This window comes from Mesocryomonas fontinalis (assembly GCF_055730125.2).
Genome location: NZ_JBUZWG020000003.1, coordinates 262,226 through 283,901 on the forward strand (window position 1 = coordinate 262,226; position 21,676 = coordinate 283,901).

The window sequence follows — 21,676 nt, forward strand, 5'->3', positions numbered from 1 at the left end:
GAGTTCACCCCATCACAGGATGCTCTAGAAGCGGAGCGCATTGTAGAGATCGACGATGCCGTCGCCGATATCGGCAAGCTCCGCCCTTAGCTGCTGCGAGAACAGGGCGTTGCCCGCTGCCGCTGCTTCGTTACCCCGAAGGTTCTCGGTCACCGCGCCGCTGCGGACGTCGATGGTGATGACGCTCTGCGACACGGCCCCGTTTTCGTCCACCGCCTGAACCTTCAGCGCGATCGTCTCGAGGCCCGCCGGCGGATAGCCGAAGACGACGCCGCCGTTCTGCGAGGACAGCCAGGCCGGCAGCGCACGCCCGTCCGCCAGCGTCACACGGGTTTCATGTCCGATCCGCGTGCCCTCGCGCGTCTCGCTCGCAGCCACCATCACGTAGAGGACGCCCTCGTTGATCGTGGTGTCGACGACGAAGGACGTGCCATCCCGCTGCGACAGCAGCTGCCCGATGTCGGACCCGCCGAGGAAAGGCGCCGCGGTGAACCCGCCGACAACGTTGCCGGTCTCGCGCCAGTCCGTCTGCGCCCGCACAGTTCTGGCGATGAGCTGGTCCGACGGCATGCCGGCGAGGCCGTTCAGGTCCTGCATCGCGTCGATCGCATTGTCGAGCGACCTTTGTCCAACGGGACCTGCGTCGATGCTGCCGAGACCGCCGACCGCCACCAGCACCTCGCCGTCGACATCGATCGTGCGGACCGGCCGACCGATCGTCCTCGATGACGTGTTCGCATCCGGTCCGGGCGCGGGGACGTCGATATCGACCGTCACCGGATCCGTGCGGCCAGGGCGAACGCCGATGGTCGCGCTGCCGGTGACCGTCGCCGTGCCATCGCTCACCGAGAAGCTGAAACTGTCGGGACCGATATAGCCGGGCGTCGGCACGTAGCTGTAACGGCCGTCCGCCGTCAGCGTCAGCGTGCCGTTCCGCGGCGCCTGCGTGACCGTGTAGACGAGCGGATCGCCATCGGGATCGAACCCTCCGAGCGTTCCCGTGGTCGGGCGACCCGTCACCGCGTCGATCCGCAGCGGCGGCAGGACCGGCGCATCGTTGACGGCGGCCACCGAACCGCCGACGCTGCCGGTGCTGGTGAGGCCGGCTGCGTTGCGGACGGTGTAGCTGAAGCCCGCGGGTCCGTTGTAGTCGGGTGACGGCGTGAAGCTCAGCGTCCCGTCGGGGTTCAGCGCGACCGTACCCGACGCGATCCGGACCGGCGCGCCGACCGCGATCTTCTGGCCGTTGATCTCGGTGACCGTCAGCGCGGTCCCGTCGGGGTCGCGGTCGTTGCCGGTCACGTCGAGCGTTACGGTGCCATCCTCCGGCACGGTGAAGCTGTCGGCGCCGGTCACCGGCAGATCCGGCACGGCGTCGACCGAGACGCTGAAGGTCTCGATCCGCGTCCCACCCCGCCCGTCGGAGACCGCGACGGCGAAGCTGTCGCTGCCGTTAAAGTCGGCCGCCGGCGTGTAGGTGAAGGTCCCGTCGGCGTTGACGACGACGCTGCCGTGCGCCGGTGCCGTGGCGAGGGCGAACGTCACCGGATCGCCATCGACGTCGCGCGCCGCGATGCTGCCGCTGAGCGGCCTGTCCTCGATTGCGGAAAGGCTGGTCGGCGAGGTCACGACCGGCGCATCGTTTACCGCCGCGACCGATACGGTGACGGTGTAGACGACGGCCGTCGTTCCGTCGCTGACCGAGTAGGTGAAGCTGTCGGAGCCGTTGAAGTCGGCGTTCGGCGTGTAGGTGTAGCTGCCGTCGGCGCGCACCACCGCCCGGCCGTTCGATGCATCGGCCGCGAGCGCGTAGGTCAGCGGCGCGTTCTCGGCGTCGCCGGCCGCCGGCAATTGGCCGGTCAGCGGTTCGTCCTCGCGGGTCGCCGCAAACACGTCGCTGCCGACCGGCGCCTCGTTCGGCCGGGTGACGTCGACGATGACCCGAACGATCGCCGTGCCGCCATGGCCGTCGTCCAGAGCGACCTCGAAGCGGGCCTGTCCGGCAAAGTCCGGCGCCGGCGTGAAGCTGAAGCGGCCGTCGGGGTCGAGACGCACGGTCCCGCCGGGCGGCTGGGCGACCAGCCTGTAGCTCAGCGCGTCGCCGTCCACGTCACGGCCGAGGATCGCCCCGGACACCGGTTGCCCGACGTTGGTCGACAGGCTGACATCGCCCGCCGTCGGCTGGTCGTTGCGGGCGTCGATCAGGATGTCGGCGGCCGAACTCGCCGATTGCGCACCGCCGGCGCCGGCATTGCCGCCGTCGTCCGTCGTCATCGTCAGCCGCACCATTCCCGTCGCGTCTTGCGCCGGCAGATAGACCGGCGCGTTCATTCCCGCGAGGAAGCCGTTGATCGACGAAAGCGTGCCGGTCAGCGTCAGGTGCGCCGTGCCAGATCCGCCGACGCGGACGCCGCCTGCGCCGGTCGCCGTCAGCGTGCCGCCGCTGACGTCGAGCGTGACGCTGATCGGATTACTGCCGGCGTCGGCATCCGCGACGGACAGGCCGGAGAGCCGCAGCGGGGTGTCCTCGACGGCATTGAACGTCGCCGGCAGGGTGTTTACCGGCGCATCGTTCACCGCCGTGACGGCGCCCGAGACGGTGCCGATCGCGCGGCTGGTGCCGTCGGAAACGGTGTAGCTGAAGCGCGCCGGGCCGCTATAGCCGGGCGTTGCGGTGAAGGTCAGTGTGCCGTTTGCATCCAGCGTGACGCTGCCGCCGGTCACCGCGCGCGACTGGCCGGCGGCAGTGGCGATGCCGTCGATCTCGGTCACCGCCAGCCGATCGCCGTCGACATCCCTGTCATTACCGAGAACCGAGAGCGTGGTGGTGCCGTTCTCGGCGACCGTAAAGTCATCGGGGGTCGCAACCGGCACGTCGTTCACCGCGGTGACGTCGACCGTGACGGTATAGGGCACCGTCACCCCTCCGGAAGTGACGGTGTAGGTGAAGCTGTCCGGGCCATTATAGTCGGCCGCCGGCGTGTAGCGGAAGGTGCCGTCGGCGCGGACCTGCAGGTCGCCATGCGCCGGCGGGGTGCCGATCCCGTAGAAGACGGGGTCGCCGTCGGGATCGCTCGCCGCGGGCAACGTCCCGGCATAGGCCGTGTCCTCGGTCGCCGTGAAGCTGGTCGCCGACCCGACCGGGGGCTCGTCGGTGCCGGTAACCGTCACCGTCAGCACCGCCTCCGACGTGCCGCCCTGCCCGTCGCTGATGGCGTAGCGGATGCTGGTGGCGCGGGTCTCTCCCGCGCCGAGGCCGATGAAGTCGGTGCCAGGAGCGAAACTGTAGGTGCCGTCGGCGTTGAGCGTGAAAGAGCCGCCGGCCGATCCGGCGACCCCGGCGCCCACACTGGCCGCACTGCCGCCAACCGACGACACCACCAGCGCATCGCCGTCGGGATCGCTGTCGGCGCCATTGCCGTTGTCGGCAAGGACGGAACCCGAGACGGTGCTGTTCTGGCTCGTGGTCACACGGTCGTCGACGGCGATCGGCGACGGATTGGTTATGACGATCGTGAAGCGCGCCGTGGTGAAGGCGCCGGCAACGTCTGTGGCCTGGATGACGACCGCATAGCGGCCACCGCCAAGCTGGCTGGCGCCCGCATCGACCGTTCCGGAGAGGACGCCCGTCGTGCGGTCGAGCGTCAACCCGGCCGGGAGGTTCGACGCGGTATAGACGAGCGTGTCGCCATCGGCGTCGCTGAAGTAGCCGGCGAACGGTACCGTCGTTCGCGCCGCGTCCTGCAAGGCGAGATCGGGCACCGTCGCCGGACCGGTCGGCGCGTCGTTAATGGCCGCAACCGTGACGCTGACGGTGTAGACGACGGCCGTGGTCCCGTCATTGACCGTGTAGGTGAAGCTGTCGGCACCGTTGAAGTCGGCGAACGGAACGTAGGTATAGTCGCCGTTCAGCGAGATCGACACGGTGCCATGCGCCGGCGCGGTGGCCACGGCATAGCGCAGCGCGTCGCCGTCGACGTCGCTGGCCAGCGGCAGCGTGCCGGTGGCGGTGCCGTCTTCCGGCAGAGAGATGGACACGTTGGCGCCGACCGGCGCGTCGTTGAGACCGGTGACGGTGACGCTGAGGACCGCATCGGCCGTCCCGCCGAAGCCGTCAGAGACGGCGTAGACAACCGACGTCGTTCGGGTCTCGCCGCCGCGGAGATCCTTGAAGTCGGCGCCGGGATCGAAGCTGTAGCTGCCGTCGGCGCGGATGACGAATTGGCCGCCGCGCGAGCCCGCCACCCCGGCACCCACCCCAGCGGACGCACCGCCGACGGCGCTGACCGTCAGGACGTTTCCTTCGGGATCGCTGTCGTTGAGGAGGAGGTTCGACCCGCCGAAGCCGAGCACCGTGTTGGCGTCGGTCGAGGCAGTATCGGGGCGGGCGATTGGCGCGTCGTTGGCGCCTGCGACGGTGATGCTGGTCGTCGCCGTCGACGAGGCGAGGCCGGCGCTGTCGGTAGCGGTGAAGGCGAAGCTGCGCACCCCGGCGGTCGGGTTGTCGCTGGTGTTCTCGTAGCGCAGGCTGCCAATCAGCGCCTGCAGGTCGGCCGCCGGCATGGCCGTGCCGGCGCCCGCCGCGCTGGCGATGGCAAGGCCACCCGCGCCGTCGTAGCGAAAGGCGAAATTGGTGCCGCCGACGACGATGGTTCCGCTGGCCGCGGCGCCGCCAGTGAGCGTGACGGAACCGCCGAGCCGGATGATCTCGGCGGCGCCGTCGCGTGCCGCACCGGTCACCGTCAGCTGCAGGGCGACGATGTCGTCCTCGGCGTCGACGATCGAGGCGGCCGCGTCCGCAAGGCGCACCGGGGCGTCGCCCTCGTTGAACACGGCGGCATAGTCGATGCCGGTCGCTGGGCCGTTGAGGTCGAGCGAGGCGGCATCGCCGACGGCGGAGATCGCGATCGTCACCACCGCGTCGGCCGTCCCGCCCTGGCCGTCCGAAATCTGGTAGACGAAGGACTGGGTGCCGTTGGCGTTGGGGTTGGGCGTGAACGTCAAGAGGCTGGCGCCGCTCCGCGTGATCGTGCCTTGCGCCAGCACCACGCTGCCGCCGTCCGCGATCGCCACGCCGTTGATCGCCGTGATCGTCAGCGGATCCCCGTCGGGGTCCACATCCGCGACGCCGTCGACGGTGTTCGCGCCGGTGATCGGATTGAAGCTGACCGGCGTGTCCTCCGTCGTCGTCACCCGGTCGTTGCCGGCGGTCGGCGCGGGGTTGGCGATGGTGTAGGTGAAGGTCGCGTCGACGCCGAGCCGGCCGTCGCTCGCCGTCACCGTCACGCTGTAGACGCCGCCTCCGACTTGGCTCGCGTCCGGTTTGAGACGGCCGGAGACGACGCCGGTTGCCGCGTCGATCGTCAGCCCGTCCGGCAGGCCCGTGGCCGAATAGGTCAGCCTGTCGCCGTCCGGATCGCTGAAGGCGTTGGCGAGCTCGAACCGGACGTCACTGCCGTCGACACCGCTGCGCGCCGGGATGGCGGCGGCGGTCGGCGCGTCGTTGCCGGCCGCGACGGTGACGGTGATGCTGGCCGAGGCCGTGCCGCCATTGTCGTCGGCAATGCCGTAGGAGAACGAGTCCGTGCCGTTGAAGTTGGCGTTTGGCGTATAGCGCAGGACGGTGCGCGGGACCCCGCCAACGGTCGTGTCGACGAGTTCGACCTCGCCGTGCGCCGTCGCCACCGGGCCGCCGCCCACCGTGATCGCCGTCCCGTTGACGCGGACGATCCCGATCGGATCGCTGTCGGGATCGCTGTCATTGGCGAGGACGTCGATCTCGATCGGGGTATCCTCGGCGGTCGTCCGGGTGTCGAACGCGGCCACCGGGGCGATGTTGGTGACGGTGAGCGTGCTGGAGAACGACGCGCTGCCCCCTCGCCCGTCGGTCGCGGTGACCGCGATCACATAGTCCTTCGAGCCCGTGGCGCCGGACGCATTCGCGGCAACCGTGCCGGAGATGATGCCGGTCGCGGGATCGAAGGTGAGGCCCGGCGGCAAGCCAGTGACGTCATAGGTCAGCCTGTCGCCATCGACGTCGCGGAACGAGCCGGAGAGGTCGAAGGAGACCGGAGCGCCATCGTTGCGCACGAGAGCCGGCAACGGGGTCGCCACTGGATTATCGTTGACCGCTGTCACCGTGACGGCGACGGAGCCCGTGGCAAAGCCGCCTTGCCCGTCGGATATCCGGTAGGTGATGGTATCGGCGCCGTTGAAATCGGCGTTGGGCCTATAGGTCAGGCTGCCGCCCGCCCCGATCACCACGGTGCCGTTGGCGGCAGAGGCGGAGACGACAGTCAGTGTGTCGCCGTCCGGATCGCTATCCGCGGCACTACCGCCGGCTGTGCCGTCTAGAACGTTGATGACGACGGCCGTGTCCTCGGCGGTCGTGGCGACATCGTTGACGGCGACGGGCGCCGGGTTGCTCACGCTGAAGCGCAGAATGGTGCTGGTCGTCTGCCCGGCCGGATCGGTGGCGGTGATCGTGATGCCGTAGACGCCGTCACGCGCAGGGCCCCCGAGGCTGGCGTCGGCGCTGATCGTGCCGATGATCCGTCCGGTCGCATCGAGCGTCAGGCCATCCGGCAGGCCCGTCGCGGCGAAGGTCAGGCTGTCGCCGTCGGGATCGCGGAAGAAGGCGGAGACGTCCACCGGATTGGCGCTCAGCGACTGTCCGTCGAGACCGCGATAGTCGGGGATCGTGGAAGCCGTCGGCGTATCGTTGGCGCCGCCGACGGTGACGGTCAACGTCGCGGTATCGCTGGCGCCGTTGGCATCGGTGATCGTGTAGCTCACCACCGTCGTCCGGCTCTCGCCCAGCTTCAGGTCGTCGAAGTCGGTACCGGGATCGAAGCTGTAGCTGCCATCGCTTTGGAAGATGAAGCGTCCGCCCTGCGACCCCGTGACCAGCGTGCTGACCTTGCCGGCATCGCCATCGACGCCGGTGACGCTGAGCGCCGTTCCGCTGTTGGAGCGATCGTTGCCGAGGACATTGCCCGAGACCTGCTGGTTTTCGCCGGCCGTGTTGCTGTCGTCGGCCGCCTCGGGGGTGGTGGCGGCGACCGTCCAGACGAAGCTTCGGGTCAGCGTTCCGCCCTGCCCGTCGCTGGCGGTGATACTGGTCTGGTAAGGGCCGTTGGCCACCGCAGTGACATCGAGCGCTCCAGAAATTCTGCCGGTGGCCGGGTCGATCGCAAGGCCTAGCGGCAGGCCCGTCGCCGAGAAGCTCAGCGCATCGCCGTCGACGTCGCTGAAGAAGCTGCCGGCCTCGAAAACGATGGTCTCGTTGGCGCTGTCGGTCCGATTGAGCAGTGGCTGGCCGCTCGGGGCGTCGTTGACCGGGGTGACGGTCACCGTCACGCTGGCCGAGGCGGTGCCGCCATTGCCGTCCGAGACGGTGTAGAGGATCGTGTCGGTGCCGTTGAAGTTGGCATCGGGCGTGTAGCGGATCACCCCGTTCTGGAGCGTCACGGTGCCGTGGGCGGCAGAGGCCCCGATCACGGTCAGCGGGTCGCCGTCGGGATCGCTAGCGTTGGCGCGGACGTCGATGTCGACCGCACTGTCCTCGGCCGTCGTCGCCACATCATTGACGGCTCTCGGCGGCGGGTTGGCGACCGTCCACTGGAAGGACTGCGTCTGGGAGGCGCCGGAGGGATCCCTGGCGGTGATCACCACCTGGTAGACGCCGCCATTCGCCTGGCTCGCCGCCCGATCGATCGTCCCGGTGAGGCGTCCCGCGGAATCTAGCGAAAGGCCCACCGGAAGGTTTGCCGCGGTGAACGTCAGCACGTCGCCGTCGACGTCGGTAAACAGCGGTGCGAGGTTGCGGTCGATGACCTCGCCGTCCACCGCGGAGAGCGCAGGCGCGGGACCAGTGGCCCGCGGGGCGTCGTTGATGCCGGTCACCGTCACCGTCACCGCTGCGGAATCCTCGCCGCCGTTCGGGTCGGCGAGGGTGTAGTCGAACGATTCCGTGCCGGTGAAGTCGAGCTTCGGCACGAAGCGCAGCACCGCGCGGCCATTGGCGTCCAGCACCAGCGTCACGGCGCCGTTCGGGGTCATGACCGCCGGCCCGTTGAGGCTCAAGGCGGTGCCGTTGACCCGGACGATCGCCAGCGCGTCATTGTCGGCGTCGCGGTCGTTGGCGCGGACGTCGATGTCTACAGCGGTCTCCTCGGCGGTCGTCGCGCTGTCGTCGCGCGCGTCCGGCGGGATGTTGACGACGGTGTAGTTGAAGGTGACCGACCCTTGCGAAGGGGTGCCGTCGCTGTTGGTCAGGCCGTCCCGGGCGATGATGGTGACGGCATAGACCTGAACGCCGGACACACCGGACGCGCCGGCATCGATGGTGCCGGTGATGAGGCCTGTCTGCTGGTCGATGGCGAGGCCGGACGGCAGGCCACTCGCCGTGTAGGTCAGCGTATCGCCGTCGGGATCGGAGAAGAACGCGGACGCGTCCAGCTTTTCCGGCTGCCCGTCGGTACGGGTCCGATCGGGAATGCCGGTGCCGATCGGCTGGTCGTTGACCGAGACCACCGTGACGGCGACCATCGCGGTCGCCGTGCCGCCATCGGCGTCGGCGATCACGTAGGTGATGGTGTCCCGGCCGGTGTAGTCGGCATTCGGCGTGTAGGTCATCGCCCCATCGGCCGTGAAGACCACCCTCCCATGCGCCGCACTCGCCGACACGAGCCGGACCTGGTCGCCATCCGGGTCGCTGTCGGCATTGCCGCCGCTGGCGGTGCCATCGAGGACGTTGAACGAGACGGGGACGTCCTCGCTCGTCACCGCCGCGTCGTCGACGGCGACCGGTGCCGGGTTGGTGACCACGGCCGTGTAGGTGCGCGTCTCCGTCGCGCCGCTCGGGTCGGTCGCGGTGATCGTCACGGTGTAGACGCCATCGCGGTTCGGACCGCCGCGGCTGGCGCTGCGGTCGATGGTGCCGGTCACCTGTCCGCTGGCGCTCATGGTAAGGCCGGCCGGCAAGCCGGTCTGCGAATAGGTCAGCCTGTCGCCGTCGGCATCGGTGAAGTACTGCGAGACGTCGAAGCTCTCGGCCTGGCCGTCCGTCCGCATGCGGTCGGGCACCGCCGTGCTGGTCGGTCCGTCATTCACGGCGGTGACGGTGATGGCGACGGTGTATTCGCGGCTGCCGCCCTGCCCGTCGCTGACGTTGTAGCTGAAGCGGTCGGTGCCGTTGAAGTTGGCGTTCGGCGTGTAGGTGTAGGCGCCGGCGGGCGAGATCGTCACAGTGCCCGAGGCGGGCGCGGTCGTGCCGAGAGCATAAGTCGGCGTACCGCCATCGGCGTCGGTCGCCGCTGGCAGCTGGCCGCTGGCGGCCGTGTCTTCCGCAGTCGAGAAGCTGGCATCGCCGGCGGTCGGCGCGTCGTTGACCGCCGTCACCGTGCCGCTGACCGTCGCACTTGTGCTCAAGCTGCCGTCGGACACCGTATAGTCGAAGCGGATCGGCCCGTTGTAGTCCGCGGCCGGGCGGAAGGTGAGGCTGCCGTCGGCGTTCAGCGTGACCGTGCCGTGGCCGTTGCCGACAGCGACGGTGCCGCCGACACCGATCGACTGGCCGTCGATCGCGGTGATGACCAGGGCGTCGCCCTCGGGATCGGCGTCGTTCTGAAGCGGGTTGAGGATAATCGCGGTGTCTTCGGCCGTGGTGAAGCTGTCGGCCCGCGCCACCGGCGCATCGTTCACCGCGGTCACAGAGCCTGAAACGCTCGCCGTCGCGCTGCCGCCCTTGCCGTCGGAGATCGTGTAGCTGAAGCCGACGGGCCCGTTGACGTCAGCGTCCGGCGTAAAGGTCAGCGTCCTGTCGGCGTTGAGCGTCACCCGGCCGCCGGTGACGGCCAGCGAGTTGCCGGCAACGATACTGGTCCCGTTGATCGCGATCACGTTGATCGCGTCGCCATCGACATCGGTGTCATTGCCGAGGACGTCGATCACGACCTCGGTGTCCTCGCCCGTGAAGAAGCTGTCGGCGCCCGCCACGGGCGCGTCGTTCACCGCGGCGATCGTCCCGGACACCGTCGCCGTCGAGACGTTCCCCTGGCCATCGGACACGCTGTAGGAGAACGAGGCCGGCCCGTTGAAGTCTGCCGCCGGCACGAAGCGAAGCGTTCCGTCGGCATTGAGGGTGACGGTACCGCTGGCCGTTGCCACCGTCCCGCCGACCGCGATGGCAGTGCCGTTGATCGCCGTGATCGTCAGCGCGTCCCCGTCGGGATCACTGTCGTTGGCCAAGACCGCGATCGTTGCCGCACCGTCCTCGCTGGCCGAGAAGCTGTCGGCGCCGAGACGCGGCGCATCCTGCAACGCTGCCACCTCGATCACCGCATTCGCGCTCGCCGTGCCGCTGCGGCCGTCCGAGATGGTGTAGCCGAAACGCACGGGGCCATTGACGTCGGCTGTCGGCGTAAAGGTCAGCGTCCCGTTGGCGTTCAGCCGGATGCTGCCGCCGGACACCGCCACCGATCCGCCGGCAACGATGCTCTGCCCGTCGATCGCCGTGACGGCGAGCGGATCGTTGTCGCGGTCGCTGTCGTTGAGGCGCACGTCGAAGGTCACCGGCGTGTCCTCGGTCGCGGCAATGCGGTCGTCGGCGGCGACCGGCGCGGTCTCGATGGACGACACCGTGCCGGAGACGGTGCCCGTCGCGGTGCCGCCTTGCCCGTCCGAGACGGTGTAGCGGAAGCTCGGATTGCCGCTGTACGGCGTCGTCGGCGTGAAGGTCAGCGTGCCGTCGGCGTTGAGCGCGACGCGCCCGCCAGTGACCGACACCGCCGGACCGCCCGCGGAGATGGCGGTGCCGTCGATCTCGGTCACCCGCAAGCTGCCGCCGTCGACATCCCGGTCGTTGGCGAGGACGTCGAGGGTCACCGCGGTCTTGTCGTCGGTGCTGAAGCTGTCGGCGCCGGCCACCGGCGCGTCGTTCACCGCGGTGACGGTGACCGTCGCCACCGCGACGTTCGAGCCGAGTGCGCCGTCGCTGATGGCAATGTTGATGGTGCGCGATACCGTCGACGGGTTTTCGGAGGTGGAGAGGTAGCGCACCTGGACGAGCGCCGCTGCGTAGTCCGCCTTCGTCGCCGTCCCCGACAGGGTCAGCGTCGCCGTCGCGGTGTTGTAGCTGGCGCTGATACCGGAGGGCAACGTGCCGTTGATCGCCAGGAGATCACCGGCCTGCGCATTGGCGATGACGATCGTGGCGGAGGTCAAGTTGGCGTTGTCGACGTCCGATACCGACAGGTTGGCGCTGACCACCGCAACGCCGGCGCCGTTCTCGGTATAGGCCACCGCCGTGCCGGTGCCCGGCGCGCTTGCGTCGAGGTCGATCACCGGCGCGTCGTTCACCGCTGCGAGCGTGATCGCCACGCTGTCGACGTCGCTCATCGGCCCACCCGGACCGGTATTGCCGCCGTCGCTCGTCGTCATCGTCAGCGTCACCGGACCGTTGACATCCGCCGCCGGCACGAAGACCGGGGCCGCGGTGCTGGCGAGGTAGGCGTTAAGGTTTGCCAGTGTCCCCGACAGCGTGAGGGTCCCCGTCCCCGCTCCCGAAACGGCCACCCCGCCGCCCGAGACGGCGCCGAGGCTGCCCGAGGCGACCGCGAGCGTCACCGTCATCGTGCCCGAGCCGGCGTCGCTGTCGGAGATCGAAAGGCCGGTCAGCGTAAGGCTGTTGTCCTCGGTGCTGGAATAGCCGGCCGGCAGCGTGTTTACCGGCGCGTCGTTCACCTGCGCGACGGTGATCGTCGTCGTGTCGGTGTCGGAGAGCGACCCGCCGACGCCGGTGTTGCCGTTGTCGCGCGTCGTCATCGTCAGCGTGACCGGGCCCGACGCGTTCGCCACCGGCGCGAAGACCGGCGCCGTTGCGCCCGCCAGATAGGCGTTGAGCCCGGCAAGCGTGCCGGAGAGCGTCAGGGTCGCCGAACCCGAACCCGAGACCGTCACGCCGCCGCCGCTCGCCGCGGTCAGTGTCCCCGACCCGACGCCGAGCGTCACCGTCAGCGCGCCGGAGGCCGCGTCCGCATCCGAGACCGACAGGCCGCTCAGCGTCAGGCGGGTATTCTCGCCGGTGGTAAAGCCCGCCGGGAGCCCGTTTACCGGGGCATCGTTGACGGCCATCACTGCGATCGTCGTCGTCGCCGTGTTCGAGAGGAGCCCCCCGTCGCTGACATTGACGGTGACGGTTCGCGCGACGGTCGGCGGGGCGTCCGAGGTCGAGAGGTAGTGCACCTGACGGATCGCCGCCTCGTAGCTGGCGCGGCTCGCCGTGCCGCTGAGCGTCACCGTGATCCGCCCGGCGACGCTGGTATCGGTGGCGACGCGGATGCCGGATGGCAGCGTGCCTTCGATCACCAGGAGATCGCCGGCCTGCGCGTTCGTCAGCGTCACCACCGCCGCGGCGAGCGTGGTGCTGTCGGGATCGAACACGCTGAGCTGCGGACCGCCGACCGAGACGCTGGCGCCGTTCTCCGAATAGGACGTCGCATAGTCGAAGTCCGGCGCGGTGACCGTCAGCGTCCCCGACACGCTGCTCGCGTAATCTCCGCCGGTGTTGGTGAAGGCGATGGTGTTGTTGCCTTGCACGAAGACCGGCAGCGTCACGGTGCCACTGTCCGGCACCAGGCGCTCGAGCACGGTCGAACTGGTCGTCCGGCTGCCCCAGAACTCGATGCCCTGCGGCGTCAGGACGACCTGGACGCGCGGCAGGCCGTTCGTGTTGGCGAGTTGCGGGCTGGTGATCGCCACACCGTCGGCGAAGCGCAGCACGACCTGCCCATCCGACCGCGAGTCGGGAACCAGCTGGAAGTCGGTGGCGGAATGGATCGCACTGCCGTTGACCGCGAGCTTGAACGAGCGATCGATCGTCGAAAGGTTCAGCACGGCCCGGGTACCCGGCGCATCGAGGGGCGCTGCAACGGTGAAAGACCAGGAAAAGGCGTTGTCGTTGCTGCCGAACAAGGTGTTCGGCGAGGTGCCGGTGAAGCTTCCGCCCGAGACGACGTCGCCGGTTCTTGATGACCCGGCAAGGGCGATCGCCGTCGGGGTGCCGCCGTCGAGATCGATCAGCGGCGGGCGCGCGTTGTAGCCGAAGTCGGCGTTGAGATCGCTGCCGCCGACGCGTGATATCGTGACGGCTTTCGTGGTGCCCGTCGTCGCCGGGGCGGTGCCGAGGACACCGCCGGCATCGGCGACGCGGACGACGTAGGCGCCCGGCAGGACGCTGGTGAACAGATAGCGTCCGGCGGCGTCGGTGGTGTCTGTCGCCAGCACCCGCTCCCCCGCATCCGCCGTGCCGTTGCCGTTGACGTCGTCGATCAGCTGCACCGTGACGCCGGACAGTCCGGTATCCCCGGCGCCGAACACGCCGTCGAGATTGTTGTCGTCGAACACCCGGTCGCCGATCGTGCCGGTCTGAGGGGTGAAGGTCGTGGCGTCGGACGGCGCGCCGAGCGGGTTGGTGCCGTTGGTGGTGATGGTGATCGCCGAGCCGATCAGCGCACCCGTCACCGGGTCGATCTGCTGGAAGGACGCGCCGACGAGGTAGGCATTGCCCGCCGCGTCACCGCCGCCCTGGATGGTCGCGGTATTTCCGGTGATGGTGTTGAGGATCGAACCGGTGGCGAGGTCGTAGCGGGTGATCGTCGCGCCGGTGGTGCCGCTGATGCTGAGCAACGCGTTGTTGGCGGGATCGAGCGCGAAATCGCCCCAGTCGTTGGTGCCGCCGAGGAGATCGCCGAAGGTCGAGATCGCGGCGAGAGTACGGCCGTTGTTGCTGAAGGTCAGGCGGTAGATCTGGTCATCGGACCCCGAGACGTTTTCGACGCCGAGATAGAGCGCGTTGTTGACGTAGGCCGCCGCGCCGCCGCCCAGGCCACTCCGGCCGACGGTCAGGCTGCTGCCGGCGCCGTTGTCGGTGAGGTCGCTGTCGATGAGGATGTAGTTGTTGTTGACGTAGTCGTAGGCGAAGAGACCCCGGTTGGAGTTCTGCGAAGCGCTATCGGTGAAGTAGATCAGGCCGTTCGCCTGGTCGGCGCCGAGCGAGTTCAATGTATTGCTGACGTCGACGCTGCCGATCGTGCCCGGCGCCGTCGAGATGGCGGTCGCCTTTCCGGTGGTGGCGTCGACGCTGTAGAAGGTGCGGCCCACCACCACGACGAAGGCGCCCTTGCCGGTGCTGGCCGACGCGTTCAGCGTCGCCTCGAAGGCGGCCTGGGTCGCCGCGTCGATCGCCACGCGGCTCTCGATCTGCCCGGTCTGGCGCTCCAGCACCCAGTTGCCCTGGCGATCGGCGGCACCTGTCAGGTCGGTCGAGGCGGCGATATCGGCGCCGGTCAGCCGGCCCAGCAGGTCGGTGGCGACCGCGCCGCGCGCGCCTTCGCCAAAATTGCAGCCGTAGACGAGAATGTCGGCGTCGGCGGAGAGGCTCTTGCCGATCTCCTTCAGCGCCTGAGCATGCTCGCCCGTCATCGACAGCGAATCCAGCGTCGCCGTGCCGAGGGAGAGCGTGCCGGCATTGCCGTGCGAGATGATGTGGAGAGCCGCGACGTCCCGGCGCCCGGAGAGCGCCTCGGCGATCTGCGCCACGCCGTCCCGCCCGGCATCGAGCACGACAACCTCGAAATTCCCGCTGATGCCGGCGATCAGCTGGTCGGTGCCCTCGACCGTCGGGTCGACAAAGACAATCTCCACCGGGTGGCCGGCGGGCGCCGTGTCCACTGCCTGCGGCGTGCGCTCTGCCAAGGCTTCGCGGTGCACGTTCTCGAAGGCCGGCGCGGGATGCGCGAGCGCCAGCGCCGCCGACAGCGCCTGGATGTCGTGGTGGCCGGACGCGGCGTCGGCGGATGCCGGAGCCGACCCGTCATGCGCGCTTTGCTGGGTCTTCTCCACCGTCTCCGCGCCGGCGCCGTCGAACGCGATCCGCGCCTCCAGCTCCATGAACATGGCGGCGTAGCGAGCCCCCATGGAAGGCTTGGTCGCGGCCTGGTCAGCCGTCGCACGGGCTGGCTCGGCCTGCCCCGGCGTCGCACGGGCTGGCTCGGCCTGCCCCGGCGTCGCACGGGCTGGCTGGGCCTGCCCCGGGGTCGCACGGGCTGACTTGGATTGACGGATCGCCATCGGACACTCTCCGCTGTCGGTCGCTTGGACCGCCCTTCGGTTCGATGCTCACCCTCCGCCGCCTATCGAGCCAACCGCAGAACGCATCCCATGCGAGCAGAAACCATAATCAGCCCAAGGCGAAAAGAGGGTTTTAGTAATCGGCTAACTTACCGTCAGCTTGAGTTAAGTTTCGGTCGTTAAATCGATGAATACTTTCAATCCAAGCATAGGATGGACCGGATACGGCGGTCTGGACGATGCGTTTCCGGCGGCAAGCATTCGTCAGGAGCTTCCGCACACCAACGGGGTATTTCGTGCAGCGCCATCTCGTCCTGATCTCGCTGGCCAGCCTGCTGGCCGGCTGCACGACCCAGCCAAAGCCGTTTGGCAGTGCCCAGCACTATGCCTTCGCTGCGGCACGGCTGGCCGATGTGACGGCGCTGCAGGAACCCGTCTCGGGCCGCCTCGGCCTCTACGACGCCATGGCTCGCGCGCTAAAGTACAATCTGGACGCGAAGGTCGAGATCATGGCCTCGGCGCTGAAAATGCGCGAGCTTCGGCTGTCGAACTACAGCATGCTGCCGGGCTTCGTCGCGGGCTCGGGCTATGCCGGCCGCAACACCCCCGACGCGTCTACTGCCGCATTGCGCGATCCCAGCATCGCCAGCGCCGATCTCGGCTTCACCTGGAACATCCTCGACTTCGGCCTGTCCTACGTCCGCGCCCAGCAGGCGGCGGACGACGTGCTGATCCAGGAGGAAAAGAAGCGCAAGGTGGTCAACCGGATCATCGAGGACGTGCGCACCGCCTACTGGCGCGCCGCCAGCTACGAGCGCCTGGTCGACCGCCTCCGCGCGCTCGAGGGCCGCGTCCAGGGCGCGCTGCGCGATACCCGCAAGCTGGCCAGCAGCGACGACGCCTCGCCGCTCGTCGCCCTCACCTATGAGCGCGAGCTGATCCAGGTGCAGCGGCAGATCGAGAAGCTCGAGGGCGAGTTGAAGGTCGCCAAGAGCCAGCTCGCCGCCCTCGCCAACATCCGGCCCGGCTCCGACTTCCGCCTTGACGTTCCCCCGCAGCGCCCGGTGGCGCTCGGTCTGCCGCGCGATACCGCCAAGCTCTACGCCATCGCCGCGACCAACCGCCCCGAAATGCGCGAGATCGCCTACGAGCTCCGGGTCAACGACCGCGAGGCCGACGCCGCGATCCTCGAACTGCTGCCGAGCTTCAACCTCTATGCCGGGCCGAACTACGACTCGAACCGCTACATCGAGACCAATGACTGGGTGTCCTATGGCGCCAAGGTCAGCTGGAACCTGATGAGACTGCTGGCCATGCCGGCGACGAAGCAGAAGATCGCCGCGCAGGAGGACCTCTTGCAGCAGCGATCGCTTTCGGTGGCGATGGCGATCATGACGCAGATCCAGGTCAGCCTGATCCGCCACGACCACCTGCAGAAATCCTACGACACCGCCCGGGGCCTTGCCGCCGTCCAGCACAAGATCGTCCGCCAGGTCCGCTCGGAGACCGAGGCGCAGCGCACCTCGGAGCAGATCCTGATCCGCGAGGAGATGAACACGCTGGTGGCGGACGCCGAGATGGACATGGTCTATGCCGATCTCCAGAACGCCTATGCCAACGTCTATGCCTCGCTCGGCATCGATCCCTTCCCGCCCGGCATGAGCACGGCGCAGAGCGTCGCGGAAATCTCTTCCGCGCTGCAGGCGATGTGGTTCGAGCGCGGCGAGAAGCTCGGCGACCCCAAGGCACGCGCCGCCGAAGGGCGCAGCGTGACGATCACCGGCTCGGTTCGCGACAGAAGCGCACCGGCGCCGAAGCCCGCCGCCGGATCACCGTCGCCGCTGCCGGAGGTGCCGGACCCGACGGTCACCGCTTCCATCGCGCGTGCCGCCCCGGTGCCCCCGGCCACCAGGGCCGCGCCAGCGGCGGTCGAGGCCGCAGCGAAAACCGCTGGAGCACCACCCCGGGACGCTGCGGCCCCGCACGCCACCGCACGCCGATCCCGCGCCCCGTCGCGCCCGCCGGAAGCTGCGCCGCCGCCCGCCGCTCCGCCGCTCCTCGGACCCGGATCCGCAGCGCCGGCGCTGCGCGGTGCCGTCTCCGCGGCAGCGGAGGATGCAGACATCGCGGTCCTCGTCGCAGCCGCCGGCGACGCTGCGTCACGCGCCCCCTGATGTTTACGACCGGCCCGATCCTTCGCGAACGGCCTGAACTGTCGAGACTGGATTTCCCCATGCGCCTGCCGAAGCGGCTGATCTGTCTTGCCGGGGCCGCGACGCTCGCGCTGTCGGCTGCCGCGCCCACAAGGGCCGAGGATGCGAGCCTTCGCGGCATCGTCCGGGCGGTGAACGAGGCGTGGATCTCGAGCGATCTCGGCGCACCGATCGCCGAGCTGCCGCTGCGCGAGGGCGAGGCTTTCGCCAAGGGCGATCTCATCGCCAGGTTCGACTGCGCGGGTCTGGCCGCCGAGCTCAAATCAGCCGAGGCGAAGCTTCGGGGCGAGCAGATCACCTTCGAGAACAACCTTCGTCTTGCCAAGTCGCGGGCGGCGGGCCGCGTCGAGGTGCAGCTGTCCGAGGTGAAGGCCGCCCAGGCAGCGGCCGACGTCGAGGCCTACCGCGCCAAGTTCGGACAATGCGAGGTCCGCGCCCCCTATGCCGGCCGCATCGGCCAGCTGCGCGCCCATGCGCACGAGATTCCCGTGCGCACCGAGCCGATGATGCAGATCGTCGGCGTCGAGGAACTCGAGATCGACATGCTGCTGCCGGCGGCCTGGCTGCGCTGGCTGGCGCCGGGCACGCGGTTCACGCTCGCGATCGACGAGACCGGGGCGCCGGTCGAGGCGGAGGTCGCACGCATCGCCGCGGTCGTCGATCCCGTCAGCCAGACCGTCAAGGTCATCGGCCGGTTCACCGGCGGCACCGAGGGCGTGCTGCCCGGCATGAGCGGGCCTGCGGGCTTTGTCGTGCCGCATGGTTGAGCCGATCCGGATCACCGCGGCCGTCCCGACGCGGCAGCCCGCCGCCGCCCCGGTGCCGGAAAGGCGCCAGCCGCTGGAGATGCTGCTGCAGATCGAGGCGGAGGCGCGGCGTGCCCCGACGGTCGCCGAGCTCGCCTTCCTCGCCGCCAACGAGACGCTGCGCCTCTCCCGCGCGCGCCAGATCTTCGTTCTCGCCGCGAGGGGTCCGGGCTTCCGGATCGCCTCGGTGTCCTCGATCGGCCAGGTCGACCGCAACGCCTTGCGCATCCTCTGGATCGAGAGCGTCGTCGACGCGCTCGCCGCCGATGTCGGCATCGATCAGCCGCGCGAGTTCACCTTGCCGGCCTATGGCGACGCGGATCCGGTCGAAGCCGGCAGCTATCCCTTCCGCTACCTGCGCTGGCTGCCGTTCCGCTTGCGCGACGGCCATGTCTTCGCCGGCATGCTGCTCGCCCGCGAGATCCCCTGGAACGAGGCCGACGATCTGGTGACCACGCGCCTCGCCGAGACCTATGCGCATGCCTGGTCGTCGCTTGCCGGCCCGCGCCGCCTGAAGCGGCGCATCGCGGTGCGGCCGACGCTCGCCGCCGCCGCCTTCGGCCTTGCGGTCCTCGCCATCTTTCCGGTGTCGCTGACGGTGCTCGCGCCCGCCGAGGTCGCCGCGATCGGGCCGCGCATCGTCGCCGCGCCGCTCGACGGCGTGATCCGCGAAATCCGCGTCGAGCCAAACCAGGCGGTCGCGGAGGGCGACATCCTCCTCACCATGGCCGACACGGTGCTGCGCAACGAGCTGGCGGTGGCCGAGCGCGACGTCGGCGTGGCGCTTGCCGGCTTCAAGCGGATCAGCCAGGCCGCGATCGGCGACGCGAAGATGCGGGCCGACCTGGCCGTCGCCCGCACCGAACTGGAGCTCGCCACCGCCAAGCGCGACTATGCGAGAGACCTCTTCGAGCGCAGCACGGTGCGCGCGCCCGCCGCGGGGATCGCCGTCTACACCGAAAAGCGCGACTGGATCGGGCGGCCGGTCTCGACCGGCGAGCGCATTATGGAAATCGCCGACCCTAACCGGCTGGAGCTAAGGATCGACGTGCCGGTCGCCGATGCCATCGCCCTCGGCGTCGGCGCCAGGGTGCGCGCCTTTCTCGATTCCGATCCCCTCCGCCCGGTCGCGGCCCAGCTGCGCTCGGTCTCGTTCGAGGCCCGCCGGATCGAGGACAACACGCTGGCCTACCGCAGCTATGCGGCGGTCGAGGGCGAAAGCCCTGCCATGCGCCTCGGCGTGCACGGCACCGCGCAGGTCGCCGGCCAGACGGTGCCGCTCGCCTACTATCTGTTCCGCCGGCCGATCGCCGCGATCCGGCAGTGGATCGGGTTGTGACGGCGGCAGCCCTCGCCGCACCAAATGCGACGCCCAATGCACCGACGCCCAATGCACCGACGCCCACTGCACCGACGGACGTGCCGCTGCCCGCGCTGCGCGAGGACCTCTCGATCCAGCGGGGCGGCGCCGGCTATTCCGGTGCGCCGGTCTGGATCGTCCAGGATCCGCTGCGCGGCAAATTCTTCCGCGTCACCTTCGAGATCTTCCAGCTCTTGTCGCTGTGGAACGCCAGCCGCACGCTGCAGGGGCTTCGCGCCGCGGTCGAGATGCGTTTCGGGCGCAGCATCGAGCCCGACGAGGTGGCGGCCGTCCTGCGCCTTCTCGATGCGCGGCACCTCCTGGCGCAGCCGGTCTCCGGCTGGAGGACGCTGCATGCCGCCGCCACCCAGCGCCATTCACTGGCGATGAGCGTCGTCCACAACTACCTTTTCTTCAAGATCCCGCTGGTCCGGCCGGAGCGCTTCCTGCGGGCGACCTGGCCCTCTGTCGCGGTGGTCTGCACCCGCTGGTTTCTCGCCGCCGTCGCCCTCATCGGGCTCGCCGGCCTCTACCTCGTCTCGCGCCAATGGGATGCCTTCGTCGGCTCCATTCCGCATGTCTTCACGCTGGAGGGCGCGGCCACCTCGCTCCTTGCCGTGGTGCTGATCAAGGCCCTGCACGAGCTTGGCCATGCCTATGCCGCGCACCGTTTCGGCTGCCGCGTTCCCACCATCGGCGTCGCGATGATGCTGATGATGCCGCTCCTCTATACCGACGTCACCGAGGCATGGCGGCTGCGCTCGCGGGCCCAGCGCTTCTGCATCGATGCCGCGGGCGTCGCCGTCGAGATCGCGGTGGCGGCGATCGCGCTCTTCCTCTGGGTGTTCGTGCCGGACGGCGCGGTGCGCAGCGCCCTGTTCGTGCTGGCGGCGACCGGCTGGATCCTCAGCCTGCTCGTCAACGTCAATCCGTTCATGCGCTTCGACGGCTACTACATGTTCGCCGACCTTCTCGGCGTCGAGAACCTGCAGCCGCGGGCCTTCCAGCACATGCGCTGGCGGCTGCGGAAGTTCGTGCTCGGCGTCGACAGGGGCGCTGCCGAGAGCTTCCCGCCGCGGCTCGACGCCATCCTCCTCGCCTATGCCGTGGCGACGACCGTCTACCGTGTGACCCTCTATGTCGGCATCGCGCTGCTGGTCTACCATTTCACCATCAAGCTCCTCGGCGTCGCGATGTTCGCGGTCGAGGTCTGGTTCTTCCTCGCCCGTCCCGTCTATGCCGAACTGAAGGAGTGGTGGGCGATGCGCGCCGATATCGTGACGAGCCCCCGGGCCCGCCTTTCCGCCGGCCTTGCCGCCGCCGCGCTGCTTCTCTTCCTGCTGCCGCTGTCGGCAAGCGTCACCGCTCCCGCCCTCCTCGAGCCCGCCCGCTTCGTTCGGCTCTATCCCGCCGAGCCCGGCCGGGTCGAGCGTGTCGCGGTGCGCGAGGGCCAGGCGGTCCGCCAGGGCGACGTCCTGTTCACGCTCGCCGCGCCCGCCCTCGACCAGGAGCGCCGGCTGACCGAGATCGGCACCGCGCTCGCCGAGCGGCGGCTGGCGCGCATCGGCGCGAGCGCCGAGGACCTGTCGGAGAAGGCGCTGAACGACAGTCGCCTCGCCAGCCTCTCGGCGAAAACCCTCGGCATCGCCGAGCGGACCGCGGACCTGACGGTGCGGGCGCCGTTCGACGGCGTCGTCAGGGAGATCAACCCGGACATCGCCCCTGGCCGCTGGGTCTCGCGCAAGGAGCAGCTCGGCTATCTCTCGGCCGACCAAGAAGGCTTCATGGTGCGCGGCTACGTCGCCGCCGGCGCACGGGCGCGCCTCGACGTCGGTGCCGCCGGACGCTTCGTCCCGGACGACGTCAGCCGGCCGGCGGTCGATGTCGCGGTCGAGAACCTCGGCATCGCCGGGCTGGCGGACGTCGGCATCGCGCAGCTCGCCTCGAAGAATGGCGGCAAGTTCGCAGTGCACGAACTCGCTGGCGGCCGCCTGACCCCTGTCGATCCCGCCTACGACGTCGCCGCCCGCGTTCGCGGCCCGATCCTGCCGGAAACCCAGACGGTCAGCGGCATCCTGATCCTCGACGCGACTCCCCAGAGCATGGCCAGCCGTGCCGTCCGCCAAATCCTGCGAGTTCTGGTGCGCGAGGCCGGTGCCTGAGGC

Annotated in this window: 5 protein-coding genes; 4 read left to right on the plus strand and 1 reads right to left on the minus strand. The window is 69.5% G+C overall.

The window, feature by feature from the left end; all coding sequences use genetic code 11:
• Positions 1-24: 24 nt before the first annotated feature.
• Complete coding sequence (locus ACZL02_RS09375; protein ID WP_472937292.1) at positions 25-15,132, minus strand: Ig-like domain-containing protein; 15,108 nt, start codon at positions 15,130-15,132, stop codon at positions 25-27.
• Between the two features lie 296 nt (positions 15,133-15,428).
• Between ACZL02_RS09375 and ACZL02_RS09380 the strand changes: the two genes are divergently transcribed.
• Genes ACZL02_RS09380 through ACZL02_RS09395 form a run of 4 tightly spaced genes read left to right on the plus strand, consistent with a single transcriptional unit; the run spans position 15,429 to position 21,673 of the window.
• On the plus strand, positions 15,429-17,306 hold the full coding sequence (locus tag ACZL02_RS09380) for a TolC family protein (RefSeq protein ID WP_472937291.1): 1,878 nt from the start codon (positions 15,429-15,431) through the stop codon (positions 17,304-17,306).
• Positions 17,307-17,365: 59 nt separating this feature from the next.
• A complete protein-coding gene (locus ACZL02_RS09385) occupies positions 17,366-18,112 on the plus strand; it encodes an efflux RND transporter periplasmic adaptor subunit (protein ID WP_472937290.1) in 747 nt (248 codons plus the stop codon).
• Entirely contained in the window at positions 18,105-19,490 is a 1,386-nt protein-coding gene (locus ACZL02_RS09390) for an efflux RND transporter periplasmic adaptor subunit (protein ID WP_472937289.1), read from the plus strand. The genes ACZL02_RS09385 and ACZL02_RS09390 overlap by 8 nt, the downstream gene beginning before the upstream one ends.
• Positions 19,487-21,673 carry a site-2 protease family protein gene (locus ACZL02_RS09395; RefSeq protein WP_472937288.1) on the plus strand — a complete coding sequence of 729 codons (2,187 nt, stop codon included), beginning with the start codon at positions 19,487-19,489 and terminating at the stop codon, positions 21,671-21,673. Before ACZL02_RS09390 ends, ACZL02_RS09395 begins: the two co-directional genes overlap by 4 nt.
• Positions 21,674-21,676: the final 3 nt, after the last annotated feature.